The organism is Bifidobacterium sp. LH_491 (assembly GCF_056356495.1).
Window position 1 is genome coordinate 1,049,000 of record NZ_JBKEUI010000001.1, and the last position, 14,149, is coordinate 1,063,148.

Sequence of the window (14,149 nt, forward strand, 5' to 3'; positions counted from 1 at the left end):
CCGTACGCCCACAATCTGCGGCCAGTTACGACGATGCCGACCGGAATCACAACTCCGGCCGGCATCGACACCAGTGGCTTACTGTTCCGTCACCGTTTGGAAATCCTGCGCGGAATTGACCTGAACACGCTCGGCGATAGCCTTGAGGATCCATGCCTTCGCCTGATCCACCGGCACGCCATTGAGCTGGCTGCCGTCGCGGAATCGGAAGCTGATGGCATTGTTCGTCATATCTTCCTCGCCGGCGATCAACGTGAACGGCACCTTGGACTTAGAGGCATTGCGGATCTTCTTGCCGAAGCGATCGTCCGAGCGATCGATGTCACAGCGCACCATATCGCGTTCCAGATCGGCGATGAATCGCTCCATATGCGGAGCGAACTCGTCGGCCACCGGAATGCCCGTCACCTGCACCGGAGCCAACCATGCCGGGAACGCGCCCGCATAATGCTCCAGCAAAATCGCGAAGAAACGCTCGATCGAACCGAACAGGGCGCGGTGAATCATCACCGGACGCTGATGTGTGCCGTCCGCGGCGATATATTCCAAACCGAAACGCTCCGGCAGATTAAAGTCCAGCTGAATGGTGGACACCTGCCAGGTGCGGCCGATGGCATCGCGGGCCTGCACCGAAATCTTCGGACCGTAGAACGCCGCACCGCCCGGATCGGCCACCAGCTCCAAACCGGATTCCTCGGCGACCTGTGCCAAGGTGTTGGTGGCCTCCTCCCAAATGTCGTCCGAACCGACGAACTTGTGCTCGTCCTTGGTGGACAGCTCCAGGTAGAAGTCGTTCAGGCCGAAGTCCTTGAGCAAGCCGAGCACGAAGCCCAGCAGGCTCTTAAGCTCGTCCTTCATCTGCTCGCGCGTGCAATAGATATGCGAATCATCCTGCGTCAAACCGCGTACGCGGGTCAGACCATGCACCACGCCGGACTTCTCGTAACGATACACCGTACCGAACTCGAACAAGCGCAGCGGCAGCTCGCGGTACGAACGCTGACGCGACTTGAAAATGAGGTTGTGCATCGGGCAGTTCATCGGCTTGAGGTAATAGTCGAAGCCCTGCTTGGTGACGTTGCCGTTTTCGTCGGTTTCCTCATCCATGCGCATCGGCGGATACATACCATCCTTGTACCACTGCAGATGGCCGGAAATCTCATACAGATGGCCCTTGGTGATATGCGGCGTCTGCACGAAGGAATAGTCATGCAAACGATGCATTTCCCGGCTGTAATCTTCCATGGCGTTGATAATCGCCGCGCCCTTGGGGTGGAACACCGCCAGGCCGGGGCCGATTTCCTCCGGGAAGGAGAACAGATCCATCTCCTGACCCAGCTTGCGGTGGTCGCGCTTGGCGGCTTCCTCCATGCGGGTCATGTATGCCTTCAAATCATCCTTGCTCGGCCACGCTGTGCCGTAAATGCGCTGCAGCATGGGATTATGCTCGCTGCCACGCCAGTATGCGGCGGCCACGCGTTCCAGCTTGAATGCCTTGATGTAACGTGTGTTGGGCAGGTGCGGGCCACGGCACAGATCCTTCCACACCACGTTGCCGTCACGGTCCACATTGTCGTACATACTCAGCTCGGCGCCGCTGACCTCGGTCGCGGCTTCAGGATCAAGCGCCGCCTCCTTATCGCCGATCAGCTCCAACTTATACGGCTGATCCGCTTCCTCGGCACGCGCCTCCTCCTCGCTGACTGTGCGGCGTCGGAACGACTGGGACGACTTGATGATGCGCTGCATGCGCTTGTCGATTTCCTTCAAGTCCTCCGGTGTGAACGGCTCATCAACATCGAAGTCGTAGTAGAAGCCATTGGCGATGACCGGACCAATGCCCAGCTTGGCATCAGGGCGAATCTCCTGTACCGCCTGCGCCATGACGTGCGTTGCGGAATGACGCATGATCGCAATGCCGTCTTCGCTATCCAACGCCACTGGCTCCACAGTGTCGCCATCATGCAGCGGCGTATACAGATCGCGCAACTCACCATTGAGTCGAACCGCGATGATGTTTTTGTCTTCGGCAAACAGTTCGACACCGGTCTGAGTCGATTCCACCTCCTTCCGCTGCCCGTCGAGTGTGATGGAGATGCTTTGCTCAGCCATATGAGTGTCCTTTGCTATCGGGGCCCGCGGTACCAATGTGCAGGCCTGGACGATGTGTTGTCACGCGATTGCGGGCATGTGGCACCGCAATCAACGCATTACCTTAGGCGGGCGTGGTGACATTGGCAAGGAGTGGCACCGATTGATGGTCACCGCCATTCGATGACGCCGCAGCGCATCCACACTCGATGGCACGCGACGAGTAGAAAAGTCTGTAGATAGAAGAAAACCCCACCTTCGTGGGGCTCATCGAGCGGACAACGGGACTCGAACCCGCGGTCTCAACCTTGGCAAGGTTGCGCTTTACCAACTAAGCTATGTCCGCGAAATAACACCGAAGTGTCATCGTGGGTGATATAGGAATCGAACCTATGACCCCTTCCGTGTGAAGGAAGTGCGCTAGCCGCTGCGCCAATCACCCAAACTCTGTAGTTATCCCAGTGAGTGCCTACCAAACGGTCGAAAACCCTTGAAAGCATTGGCCTCTCTGGCTTGCTGACCTCATCAGGTCACGGATTGGTACATTACACGCATCCTGCCCCAACACGCAAATCGGCGTGTCGTATCGCCATGTATTCGCCCTTTCCCCAGCTACACAGCCTGCGGAACATCGGCAACAACAATCCATTCTCACCTCGCCGCCGACGCAATACGCTTGAGTACTGACCGCAATTCGCAATTCGCACACGCCCACAACCGTCGCCCCCCCCCCCAAAAAAAAATCCGACACCCCATACGCATACCATTTGCCGCACACAGCCCGACAAGGACACACAAGTACCACGCCGCATCAGCAACACCTACGCACGCGGACTCTACACTTCATGGCGACATATACAAGACACGTTGGGCCACCACCACAATGCCCCGATCATCGAGACGTACGCACCAGCCGGGAATTCCCGTGTATCACACCAAGAAACCAACCAGTAATCGCGCAGCGTCCAGACAACGGCACAGTATCCCATAGACACTTCCGTATAACGAAAAAGCCCCCGACTGGGGGCTTTTGTGGGTGGGCGATACAAGATTCGAACTTGTGACCCCTTCCGTGTCAGGGAAGTGCGCTACCACTGCGCCAACCGCCCGGGTCTGCGTCTCTTCGGCGGAAAACCCGCTTCCGAGAGGTGGGTACGAGAGTCGAACTCGTCTATACGGCTTTGCAGGCCGCTGCCTAACCGCTTGGCTAACCCACCGTAAGGTCGTCAACTCTTCGGACCTTAGAGCGGACAACGGGACTCGAACCCGCGGTCTCAACCTTGGCAAGGTTGCGCTTTACCAACTAAGCTATGTCCGCGATGCTTTCCGAACCGCAGTACCGCCGTCCGGGCAACGAGTAATTACTATAACGACAGCGAAGTGATTTGCAAAATCCAGCGTGTCGCAACACTATCGAATCCCCAAAACCTTGCAAAACAAGCTTTTGAGAGTAGTGCGCCAGTGTTCAGCCTCTTCGAAAGGCGCACTCCTTATTATATATTCACTTATATGCGATATGTCAGCTCTTCCGCTTCACCAGCGGCATAAGCAGGGTGTGCCGGTGTCTGCGCATCGCTACATTGGGAGGTATGAGCACACAAGCGACGCAGCAGCATACGGTCGCCTTGGCGGCCTTCGAGGGATGGAACGATGCCGGGCAAGCGGCAACAGGATTAATCCGTCACCTCATCGACCGCTACGATTCCTGCGAGATACGGCATATCCGCAGCGACGACTTCTACGATTACCAGGTTGCACGCCCCATGTTGTGCCATGTGACGGGACGCAGACGCATCCTATGGCCGCAAACCACGTTCTACGACATCACCATCTGCCCAGATTTGCGCATCATCGCACAAATCGCCCCAGAACCGAACTACCGGTGGCAGGCGTATTGCCAGGAGTGTCTGATGGTGCATCACGAACTGGAAGTCGATACCGTCATCACCGTGGGATCCATGTTGGACGATTGCCCCCACACACGTCCTCTGCCGATTGAAATCACCACCGGATCATGCCAATGCGAACTTGACCGCGAATACAACGGTCCAATAGGCATCCCCACCATTCTTGACGACTACGCATGTAAGGAAGGCCTGCAAACCGCCTCCCTATGGGCATCTATACCCCAATACGCCAGCAACGACGAATGTTTCCAGGCCACGCTGCAACTGCTCGACGGTCTGTCTGACGTACTCAATACTCCACTCAACAGCGGCGAGCTGCCCCTCAAGGCCGAGCAATGGAAAGCCCGAGTCGACGAATGCGTACACCGCGACGGCGGCCTGGAAGACTACATCCGTCACCTGGAACAAAATTACGATATGCGCGAATACGCCAAAAACATCGCCGCCACCGGAGCTCCCGCAGCCGAACAACTCGTCAAGGAAGCCGAGGATTTTCTCAAAAAACACCCTCGGTAAACCACTGCCCATACGCTCCATATGCAAGTTGCGCCGCCGAATGACTCGGCGGCGCAACGATATCGGCGCTCCTGCGCATCAGGAGGCAGTCACCGCCTCCAATGGCGGCAGCACACCCGACAGCAGCAGCAATGCCACCACTACCGCCAACCCTATGCGATACACCGCAAACGCCTTATACGAGAACGTAGACACAAACCGCAGGAAGCCGATAATCACCAGATAGCCGACTACGAAACTCACTACCGTGGCGGCAATCGTCGCGCCCCAGCCGGGGAAGAGCGCATCACTGCGATAGTCACGAACCGCCTTGAATGCCTCCAGCAGACCCGCACCAAACACGGCGGGAATCGCCATCAAGAAACTCACCCGCACCGCAGCCTGACGCGAATACCCCATGGCACGACCGAAGGTGATGGTGCCACCGGAACGCGATACGCCCGGAATCAGCGCCAGCATCTGCCCCACGCCAAAAATCAGCGCATCCTTGGCGGACATATCGTCCATGGATTTGATTTGACGCGCACGGGCATCCACCATCCACAACAGCACGCCGAATAGCAGCAGCACCGTCACGGTAATCCACAAATTACGCAAGCTGGTCTCGATGATGTCCTGGAACGCGAAACCGGCAATGCCAATGGGCAACGTGCCCAAAATAATGTACCACCCCAAACGGGCATCCACATTGGACGCCCCCATACGATGACGCCAATCCTGTCCCTCGTGCCCAAATAAGCATGAGAACCAGGCACGCAAGATACGTACGATATCGTGACGGAAATACAGCAGTACCGCCAATTCAGTGCCCAACTGGATAATGGCGGTAAACGCCGCGCCAGGATCCGACCCCAACATCAGATCGCCGATAATGCGGATATGTGCGCTGGACGACACCGGCAGATACTCGGTTAACGCCTGCACCAATCCCAAAATAATGGCCTGAAAGAAATTCATACGTCCTCTTTGTGTCGTATTCGTCGTTGCGCAACCTAGACTAGCGAATGGGGCGCGACGTACCGCGGACCATGCGCAACGTCACACACACCCCACACAACACGGTGACAGTCGCAACGAAAGGATACGTCATGAACGCCAGGCCAACGACATACCGCAAACAACGCGCACACAGTCCCGAAGGCTTCTTCGCCTGCGAGGGACTAGGGTTGCGCTGGCTGGCACAGGCGCCAGCCGGACCGCGCGTCGTGGATGTCTACGATTGGGACGACGATCACTTGGACATTGAGCGCGTCCGGTCGTGCTCCCCCACACTGCAAGCAGCCCGTGAATTCGGTGCGGCACTGGCCCGCATGCACGACGCCGGCGCACCATGCTTCGGCGCCCCGCCCGAAGGATACACCGGAACCTGCTATTTCGGCCCTCTGCAAGATCCGGTTCCCATGGATACCGGCGAATGGGACAATGTCATCGACTATTTCGCGCAAGGCCGACTGCTTCCCATGGTTAGGCTCGGCATCGAACGCGGCACCTTGCACGACAGCGACCTTGCACTCACCGGCGACGTCATCGATGCGCTCGGCGACATTCTTGGCGCCGCGGCCAACGACAAGCCGGCACGCATCCATGGCGATTTGTGGAGCGGCAACGTGATGTGGAGCGATGACCGTGGGTCATGCGAGGCGGTGCTCATCGACCCGGCCGCGCACGGCGGGCACCGCGAGGAAGACCTTGCCATGCTGCAACTCTTCGGCATCACCTACTACCGCGACATTCTGGAAGGCTACCAGTGCGTTCACCCGCTCAAACGCGGCTACGCCGAACGCACCACATTATGGCAGCTCTACCCCATCGCCGGACACTGTGTGTTCTTCGGCGGCGGATACGTGAGCGAATACCGCGCCATGTGTCGCTCCTTGCTGGGCTGACACACGGCGCGGCATGCCGCGTCAGCTCAACGCGTCCTTGAGTTTGCTAAAGAAGCCTTTCTTCGCTGCGGACGCTGGCTTGGCGGTTTGTGCGATGGAGGGGGAAGACTGTCCCTGCAACCCGTCGAACTCCTCCATCAGCGCACGTTCACGTTCGTTGAGCTTGGTGGGGATGGATACCGTGACGTGCACCAGCAAATCACCGCGCTCGTTCTGCTGACGCATACGGCATGCGCCCAATCCCTTAACCGTCACGACGTCATCGGGCTGGCATCCGGCGGGAACTTCCACCGTACGCGGCCCATCAAACGTGTCGATGGGCAATTCATGGCCCAACACCGCCCAACTCATGGGAATGCGCACCCAGCAATGCAAGTCGTCGCCATTGCGGGTGAACTGCTTATCGGGCTTGATGCGAATGTCCACATACAGGTCACCGGCCACGCCGCCGCCTTCGCCAACCTCCCCTTGGTTCGCCAAACGCAAACGCGTATTGTCGCCAATACCAGCAGGGACGTTCACCCCTACCGTTCTGGTCGTGCGTACCCGGCCATGCCCCATGCAGGAAGCGCACGGATGCTCGATGATGGTGCCGTGACCCTCGCATCGCTCACATGGTGCCGAAGTCATCATCTGCCCCAGCATGGTACGCACTACCTTCTGCACGAAGCCCTGCCCGTTACAGTCAGGACATGTGGCGGGCCGCTCGTGGTTGAGCGCTCCGGAACCGCCGCATTCCTGGCACAGTCCAAAGGTGTTCACATCCACATGTGCCGTACCGCCAAAAACGGCGGTACGCAAGTCGATTACCAAACTGGCCAAAGCGTCGCGCCCGGGCTGCGTGCGCGGCGTCGGCCCCTGATGACCGCCGCCAAAGAACTGACCGAAAATGTCCCCCATGTCAAAGCCGCCAAACCCACCAAAGCCTCCGGCTCCTGCATGGGGATCGTTCGGATCGACGCCTGAATCGTACATGCGCCTCTTCTGCGGGTCGGACAACACCTCGTAGGCGTTGTTCACCTCTTTGAACTGCTCCTCATATTCCGGGCCGGCGATATCAGGATGATATTTACGGCTCATCTTGCGATAGGCTTTCTTAATGTCGTCGTCACTTGCCGAACGATCAACGCCCAGCACTTCGTAATAGTCTGTCACTCGTACTCTTTCTCCTGACGTGTTCGCGAGCCATTGTGCCACAAGGCTGGGTCAGCGACCGTAATGTGATTCATCGTGCGAAAGGAACCCGGTCAAATATCGCGCCACGGCACGCACCGCCGCCATAGTCGCCGCGTAATCCATGTGTGTCGGCCCAATTGAGCCCACAAACGCCACCGGACGCGCTCCGGCATCACTGTCATCTGCGCCTTCCGACTCAGTACCATATCCGCTAGTCACCACCGAAGCATGCATCAGCCCCGGGGTATGTGTCTCCGCACCGATGGCGACGCCAACGCCGCCGCTGGCCTGGGCTTCCTTGCCGAGATCGGCCATCAGGCGCATCAACACCACTTGCTCCTCCAAAGCGTCAAACAAGGAGGCCATATCGCGCACCGCCCGGCGTTGCGCGATCTGCGAGGTACCGGCGGTATACAACTCGTCGGCATGGTCATCATCGGCCATATCATCAAAGGTGTGCGCGATATCGAGACACACCGTATGCTTAAGGCCGGCCGACATGCCCTGCGCAATGCCGCGTGTCACCTCAGCCGCTTGCGACAACATCAGTCCTGCGCACCGTTCGGTAATCACCCGCGCCAGCGAAGCCGACACGGACTCCTCCAACGGACAGGCCACCGGCAACAGTCGCTGCACCACACGACCGGTATCAGTAATGATTACCGCCAATGCCATCGTGCTTGACACCGACACGATCTCCACATGGCGCAAGGTGGACTTCGACAACGCCGGGGCGCTGACCACGGCGATTTGCCCGGTGATTTGCGCCAACAAGCGCGCCGCACGCTGCAACGCATCCTGCAAGCTCACCGAGCCTTCGAGAAAATTATTGATACCCCGGCGCTGCGGTTCGGACAACGGCACCACCGTGGCTAGCCTGTCCACGAAATACCGATATCCTTTATCCGTGGGGATGCGACCAGCCGACGTATGCGGCTGCACCAAGTAGCCATCATCCTCCAACACCGCCATATCGTTGCGGATGGTAGCCGAACTGACCCCCAAATCATGGTCACGCGCCAAGGTGGATGATCCCACCGGCTCCTGCGAGCGGATGTAATCCTCGATCACGGCACGCAATACCAACATGCGTCGTGACTGCACCATGACGTCGCCTCCCGTTCGTTTCGATACCGCTGTTCCATATTGTATGGCGTCCAAGCCATATTGGGTACGTGTTCGTTCTCGGCAAGAGCGCCTACTGCGCCGCAAGCGAACAGAAGCTCTCAAAACACGCCAAATTCGCAACCGTTCGTCTGCTGTGACGGTTAGCATGTAAGGGCAATGTGAGGGCATGCATGATACGGCATGACGGCCGTGTGCGTGACGCCCGAAGTATTGGAAGGAAAGTAGATTACTCATGACCGATATCACCTGGTCTGCATTGGACGAGCGCGCCATCAAGATGGCGAAGGCCCTCTCCGCGGACGCCGTCCAGAAGGCGGGTCACGGACATCCGGGCTCCCCGGTGTCGCTGGCTCCCATCGCCTACACCCTGTATCAGCGTTTCATCAAGCACGATCCGAACGACCCCAACTGGGCCGGTCGTGACCGTTTCATCCTTTCCGGCGGCCACGCCTCGCTGACCCAATACGTTCAGCTGTACTTCTCCGGCTATGGCGTGACGCTGGACGACCTGAAGTACTTCCGCGGCGGCGCGGACACCCGCACCCCGGGACATCCCGAAGTTGGCTTGACCCCGGGCATCGAAATGACCACCGGTCCGCTCGGCCAGGGCGTGGCTTCCGCCGTTGGCTTCGCCTACGGCCAGCGTTTCGAGCGCGGCTTGCTCGATCCGCAGGCCCCCGCCGGCACCTCGCCGTTCGACCACAAGGTGTGGGTCATCTGCGGCGAAGGCGACGTTGAGGAAGGTGTGTCCGCTGAGGCCGCTTCCCTCGCCGGCAACCAGAAGTTGGGCAACCTGACCGTCATCTTCGACGCCAACCATATCCAGATCGAAGGCGAGACCAAGATCGCCTTCGCCGAGGACGTGCTCAAGCGTTACGAGGCCTACGGCTGGTACACCGATGAGATCAGCTTCATCCAGCCCGACGGCTCCTACAAGGAGGACATCGAGGGCCTGGCCAAGGTGCTCGAAAAGGCCGAGCAGGTCACCGATCGTCCGAAGTTCATCAAGGTCGACACGCTTATCGCCTGGCCGACCCCAGGCAAGACCAACGATCCGTCCTCGCACGGCTCTGCGTTGGGCGCCGATGCCGTCGCCGGCCTGAAGGAGCTGCTGGGCTTCGACCCGTCCGTCGACTTCCCGGTCGACGAAGAGGCCCTGGCGCACGCCCGCAAGGTCGCCGAACGCGGCCTGCAGGCCCACAAGGAGTGGGACGAGGCCTTCGCCAAGTGGCAGGCCGCCAACCCGGACAAGGCCGCCCTGTACGAACGCATCAAGTCCGGCAAGCTGCCCGAGGACTTCGACAAGGTCATCGACGAACTGGAAGCCGGCTATGAGGCTGGTTCCAAGGTCGCCACGCGTAAGGCTTCCGGCGCGGTGCTCAACGCCCTCGCCGCGGTGATGCCCGAACTGTGGGGCGGTTCCGCCGATTTGGGTGGCTCCAACAACACGGACATCAAGGGCGCCGAGTCCTTCGCTCCCGCCGAGTTCGCCACCACGCAGCATCCGAACTGCTCCGAGTACGGCCGTCAGCTGCACTTTGGCGTGCGCGAGTTCGCCATGGGTGCCATCACCAACGGTATCCTGCTGGGTTCGGACACCCGCCCGTTCAACGGCACCTTCTTCCAGTTCGCGGATTATGAGCGCGCCGCCGTGCGTCTGGCCGCCCTCATGGAGATTCCGAACCTGTACGTGTGGACGCACGATTCCGTCGCGCTGGGCGAGGACGGTCCGACCCACCAGCCGATCGAGCACCTGGCTTCCTTCCGCGCCATCCCGCAGCTGGAAGTCGTTCGTCCGGCCGATCAGTGGGAAACCGCCGAGGCGTACCGTTACTTCTTCGAGAAGAACAACACCCTGCCGACCGCGATGATTCTGACCCGCCAGGGCGTGCCTACCCTCGAGGAAACCGCCGCCAAGGCCAAGGAAGGTGTGAAGAAGGGCGCCTACATCCTCGTTGACACCGAAGGCACTCCGGACGTCATCATCATGGCTTCCGGTTCCGAAGTGCAGTGGGCCGTGGCCGCCGCCAAGACCCTGGCCGGCGAAGGCATCAAGGCCCGCGTGGTGTCCATGGTGTCCATGGAATGGTTCGAGGACCAGGACGCCGAGTACCGCGAGGCCATCCTGCCCGCTTCCGTCAAGGCTCGCGTTTCCGTCGAGGCCGGTCTGGCGATGCCGTGGTACAAGTACCTCGGCTCCTACGGCAAGCCGGTGTCCATCGAGCAGTTCGGCCTGCAGGGCGACGGTGGCCAGAACATGATCGATCTGGGCATCACCGCCGAGCACGTCGTGGAAGCCGCCAAGGCATCCATCGAAGAGGCCAAGTGATCATATGGGGAGAAGTCCAACGGCTTCTCCCCTCTACATTGTTGAACTATCAAGGTATCAAGGAGAAAACATGACTGAAGCAACTCAGCGCACGTCCGATTCCGGCGTTTCCATCTGGCTGGACGATCTGTCCCGCACCCGCATCGAGTCCGGCAACCTGCAGGAACTCATCGCCACCAAGAACGTCGTCGGCGTGACCACCAACCCTTCCATCTTCCAGAAGGCCCTGAGCCAGGTCGGCCCGTACGACGCTCAGCTCAAGGAGCTCGGCAAGGTGGACGTGGAGACCGCTATCCGCGAGCTGACCACCACCGATGTGCGCAACGCCACCGACATCTTCCGCGAGATCGCCGAGAAGACCGATTTTGTCGACGGCCGCGTGTCCATCGAGGTTGACCCCCGTCTCGCCCACGAGACCGAAGCCACCGCCGTGCAGGCCGTGGAACTGTGGGAGAAGGTCAACCGTCCGAACGCGATGATCAAGATTCCGGCGACGCTGGAAGGCCTGCCGGCCATCACCGCGACCCTCGCCAAGGGCATCTCCGTGAACGTCACCCTGATCTTCTCGCTCGAGCGCTACGAGCAGGTCATCGACGCCTTCATCGAGGGCATCGCCCAGGCTGACGCCAACGGTCACGATCTCAAGCACATCGGCTCCGTCGCTTCCTTCTTCGTCTCCCGTGTGGATTCCGCCGTGGACGCCAAGCTGGAAGAGATTGGCACCGACGAAGCCAAGGCTCTCGAAGGCAAGGCCGCCATCGCCAACGCGCGTTTGGCCTACGAGCTGTTCGAGAAGAAGTTCGCCGAGGATCCGCGTTGGGCTGCTCTGGAAGCCAAGGGCGCCAAGAAGCAGCGTCCGCTGTGGGCCTCCACCGGCACGAAGAACCCGGCGTACTCCGATTGCGTGTACGTGGACGAGCTGGTTGGCCCGTTCATCGTCAACACCATGCCGGAGAAGACTCTGGACGCTCTGGCCGATCACGGCAACGGCGCTCCGACCATCGCCGGCACCTATGAGGAGAGCCATGCCATCATGGACAAGCTCGCCGATCTGGGCATCGACTTCAAGGCTGTCACCGACAAGCTCGAGGCCGACGGTGTTGCCGCGTTCATCAAGTCTTGGGATTCCGTGCTTGCCGACGTGCAGGCCGGCATCGACCGCGTCAACGGCTGAGAGAGCAATGCATGTGCTGGCGACCTGAGTTCACACACGTAAGTCACCAGCACGCGCATTGAGCACTTACCAGATGAGGGGCATGTTCGTTCACGAACATGCCCCTCATCGTATGCCGCATTGAGTCGCGTCATACACGCGCAAGCACGCCAGCACTCTGGGCTTGTATCAACTTCACGCCTTATCAAGGCGCCGGCATCATGGATCGTTCACAATTCGTGCGGTTCCAACGGCGCAGGCGATGAAGTCATTGGGGCCCGATACCGATGAATCGCATGCAATCCATCCGCCGCAACATGGTGGCTCCCCCACGATTACTGCCGGTAGTACGACAGGAAGTCCTCCAGCTTCTCCGCAGCATCCTTCAGCACCTCGATGCGAGGGAGGTATACCACGCGGAAATGGTCCGGTTTATGCCAGTTGAATCCCCCACCATGTACGATCAACAGCCTCTTATCACGTAGTAGATCCAACGCGAACTGTTCATCGTCGGTGATATTGAACTTCTTGACATCGATTTTCGGGAAAATATAGAACGCCGCCTTGGGTTTGACCGCGCTAATGCCCGGGATGGCGTTCAACGCCTCCACGATATATTCGCGCTGCTCATAGATACGCCCACCCGGCACAATATAGTCCTGCACGCTTTGATGACCACCCAGCGCCGTCTGCACGATGGACTGCGCGGGTACGTTGGAACACAACCTCATATTCGACAGCATGTTCAGTCCCTCGATATAGTCGCGCCCAATCGTCTTGTTGCCACTCAAAATCATCCAACCGACACGGAATCCGGCGATCATATGTGACTTGGACAAGCCGCTGTACGTCACGCAGAACAAATCAGGAGCCATCGACGCGATGGAGACATGCTCCTGACCGTCCATCACCAAACGGTCATAGATTTCGTCGGAGAATATCATCAGTTCATGTTCGCGGGCAACCTGCACGATCTGCTGCAGTACCTCGCGCGGATACAACGCGCCCGTGGGATTGTTCGGGTTGATGATAACAATTGCTTTCGTGCGATCGGTGATCTTGCTGCGAATATCGTCGATATCCGGATACCATTCGGATTGCTCGTCGCACACGTAATGCACGGGCGTGCCGCCGGCCAAGGTGACGCATGCCGTCCATAGCGGGTAATCGGGTGACGGCAGCAGCACTTCGTCGCCGGAATCCAGCAGCGCAGACATGCTCAGATTGATCAGCTCGCTGACGCCGTTGCCTGTATAGATGTCGTCGATATCCACGTTGGGCAAACCTTTGAGCTGCGCATACTGCATAATGGCCTTGCGCGCGGAAAATAAGCCTTTGGACGGCGAATACCCTTCGCAATCCGTCAGCTGCTGGCGCATATCGTAAATCACCTCGTCAGGCGTGCGGAACCCGAACGGCGCGGGATTGCCGATGTTCAATTTCAACACGTGCGTACCGGAGGCCTCCATACGGGCGGCTTCATCAACCACCGGACCGCGCACGTCATACAACACGTTGTCAAGTTTGGAAGATTTACGGAACTGCCTCATGCCGCCTCGATTCTCGCTTGTGGTTTGCGTTGATTCACTGCGCATTGATTCGCTGCCCTGCGCGATGGGCGATGCCTGCATCTCGTGATGCGTTGCGCCAGTCGTCGCTTGCCCGTCAAGCAACCACGCCGCATCGACGTGCAGGATGTCGGCCAATACGCGAGTCATATCCGCACGCGGCACGGTTTTGCCGCTGACATATTGGCTGATATGGCTTTTGCCGAGCTTGACGCCCCGATCCTGCGCCATGCGCACCACATCCACCTGCTTGTACGACCGCTGCGCCATAGCCTCGCGCAAGCGTTCGGCAAACGTCGTCGCCATAATCGCACCTCCACCATATACGCCGTACCATCGCCTGCAGCACCAATCCGCAGCGCAGATATGTACGGCTTTCAGTTCAACAGTTCAAC

At 59.2% G+C, this 14,149-nt stretch carries 9 protein-coding genes and 5 tRNA genes; 4 read left to right on the forward strand and 10 right to left on the reverse strand.

Annotation, left to right across the window (positions count from 1 at the left end; genetic code table 11):
- Positions 1–78 precede the first annotated feature (78 nt).
- The 6 genes from thrS to AC1AWK_RS04045 form a co-directional block, all read right to left on the reverse strand.
- Positions 79–2,112: a threonine--tRNA ligase gene (thrS, locus tag AC1AWK_RS04020; protein ID WP_476568311.1), complete on the reverse strand. Its 2,034-nt coding sequence runs from the start codon at positions 2,110–2,112 to the stop codon at positions 79–81.
- A 252-nt stretch (positions 2,113–2,364) separates the two neighbouring features.
- Positions 2,365–2,437: transfer RNA gene (locus AC1AWK_RS04025), tRNA-Gly, on the reverse strand.
- 23 nt (positions 2,438–2,460) lie between these two features.
- Positions 2,461–2,533: transfer RNA gene (locus tag AC1AWK_RS04030), tRNA-Val, on the reverse strand.
- A gap of 595 nt (positions 2,534–3,128) precedes the next feature.
- Positions 3,129–3,200, reverse strand: a tRNA-Val gene (locus AC1AWK_RS04035).
- A 37-nt stretch (positions 3,201–3,237) separates the two neighbouring features.
- A tRNA-Cys gene (locus AC1AWK_RS04040) sits at positions 3,238–3,308 on the reverse strand.
- 28 nt (positions 3,309–3,336) lie between these two features.
- Positions 3,337–3,409 (reverse strand) — tRNA-Gly (locus AC1AWK_RS04045).
- Between the two features lie 271 nt (positions 3,410–3,680).
- Here AC1AWK_RS04045 and AC1AWK_RS04050 point away from each other — a divergent pair.
- Positions 3,681–4,514: a PAC2 family protein gene (locus AC1AWK_RS04050; protein WP_476568313.1), complete on the forward strand. Its 834-nt coding sequence runs from the start codon at positions 3,681–3,683 to the stop codon at positions 4,512–4,514.
- A gap of 78 nt (positions 4,515–4,592) precedes the next feature.
- On the opposite strand, the gene AC1AWK_RS04055 is transcribed toward AC1AWK_RS04050, so the two are convergent.
- Entirely contained in the window at positions 4,593–5,471 is an 879-nt protein-coding gene (locus AC1AWK_RS04055) for an undecaprenyl-diphosphate phosphatase (RefSeq protein WP_476568315.1), read from the reverse strand.
- A 131-nt stretch (positions 5,472–5,602) separates the two neighbouring features.
- Between AC1AWK_RS04055 and AC1AWK_RS04060 the strand changes: the two genes are divergently transcribed.
- Positions 5,603–6,400, forward strand: coding sequence for a fructosamine kinase family protein (locus AC1AWK_RS04060; RefSeq protein ID WP_476568317.1), 798 nt, complete (start codon positions 5,603–5,605; stop codon positions 6,398–6,400).
- Between the two features lie 21 nt (positions 6,401–6,421).
- Here AC1AWK_RS04060 and dnaJ read toward each other — a convergent pair whose 3' ends face one another.
- Both dnaJ and hrcA read right to left on the reverse strand, forming a co-directional pair.
- Positions 6,422–7,555 (reverse strand): molecular chaperone DnaJ, encoded by a 1,134-nt coding sequence (gene dnaJ, locus AC1AWK_RS04065; protein ID WP_476568319.1) that lies wholly within the window; start codon positions 7,553–7,555, stop codon positions 6,422–6,424.
- Positions 7,556–7,606: 51 nt separating this feature from the next.
- Positions 7,607–8,683 (reverse strand): heat-inducible transcriptional repressor HrcA, encoded by a 1,077-nt coding sequence (gene hrcA / locus AC1AWK_RS04070; RefSeq protein WP_476568321.1) that lies wholly within the window; start codon positions 8,681–8,683, stop codon positions 7,607–7,609.
- 253 nt (positions 8,684–8,936) lie between these two features.
- On the opposite strand from hrcA, the gene tkt reads away from it, so the two are divergent.
- Both tkt and tal read left to right on the forward strand, forming a co-directional pair.
- Positions 8,937–11,033, forward strand: a complete 2,097-nt coding sequence (tkt, locus tag AC1AWK_RS04075) for a transketolase (RefSeq protein ID WP_476568323.1) — start codon at positions 8,937–8,939, stop codon at positions 11,031–11,033.
- Between the two features lie 70 nt (positions 11,034–11,103).
- On the forward strand, positions 11,104–12,207 hold the full coding sequence (gene tal / locus AC1AWK_RS04080) for a transaldolase (RefSeq protein ID WP_476568325.1): 1,104 nt from the start codon (positions 11,104–11,106) through the stop codon (positions 12,205–12,207).
- A 314-nt stretch (positions 12,208–12,521) separates the two neighbouring features.
- Here the strand turns inward: tal and AC1AWK_RS04085 are convergent, their stop codons facing one another.
- Positions 12,522–14,060 (reverse strand): aminotransferase class I/II-fold pyridoxal phosphate-dependent enzyme, encoded by a 1,539-nt coding sequence (locus AC1AWK_RS04085; protein ID WP_476568327.1) that lies wholly within the window; start codon positions 14,058–14,060, stop codon positions 12,522–12,524.
- Positions 14,061–14,149 lie beyond the last annotated feature (89 nt).

What these genes read in the sequence shown, in the direction of transcription:
- thrS (WP_476568311.1), bottom strand. Translation starts at nt 2,112, where the DNA reads ATGGCTGAGCAAAGCATCTCCATCACACTCGACGGGCAGCGGAAGGAG.
- tkt (WP_476568323.1), top strand. Translation starts at nt 8,937, where the DNA reads ATGACCGATATCACCTGGTCTGCATTGGACGAGCGCGCCATCAAGATG.
- AC1AWK_RS04085 (WP_476568327.1), bottom strand. Translation starts at nt 14,060, where the DNA reads ATGGCGACGACGTTTGCCGAACGCTTGCGCGAGGCTATGGCGCAGCGG.
- AC1AWK_RS04055 (WP_476568315.1), bottom strand. Translation starts at nt 5,471, where the DNA reads ATGAATTTCTTTCAGGCCATTATTTTGGGATTGGTGCAGGCGTTAACC.
- hrcA (WP_476568321.1), bottom strand. Translation starts at nt 8,683, where the DNA reads ATGGTGCAGTCACGACGCATGTTGGTATTGCGTGCCGTGATCGAGGAT.
- AC1AWK_RS04060 (WP_476568317.1), top strand. Translation starts at nt 5,603, where the DNA reads ATGAACGCCAGGCCAACGACATACCGCAAACAACGCGCACACAGTCCC.
- AC1AWK_RS04050 (WP_476568313.1), top strand. Translation starts at nt 3,681, where the DNA reads ATGAGCACACAAGCGACGCAGCAGCATACGGTCGCCTTGGCGGCCTTC.
- tal (WP_476568325.1), top strand. Translation starts at nt 11,104, where the DNA reads ATGACTGAAGCAACTCAGCGCACGTCCGATTCCGGCGTTTCCATCTGG.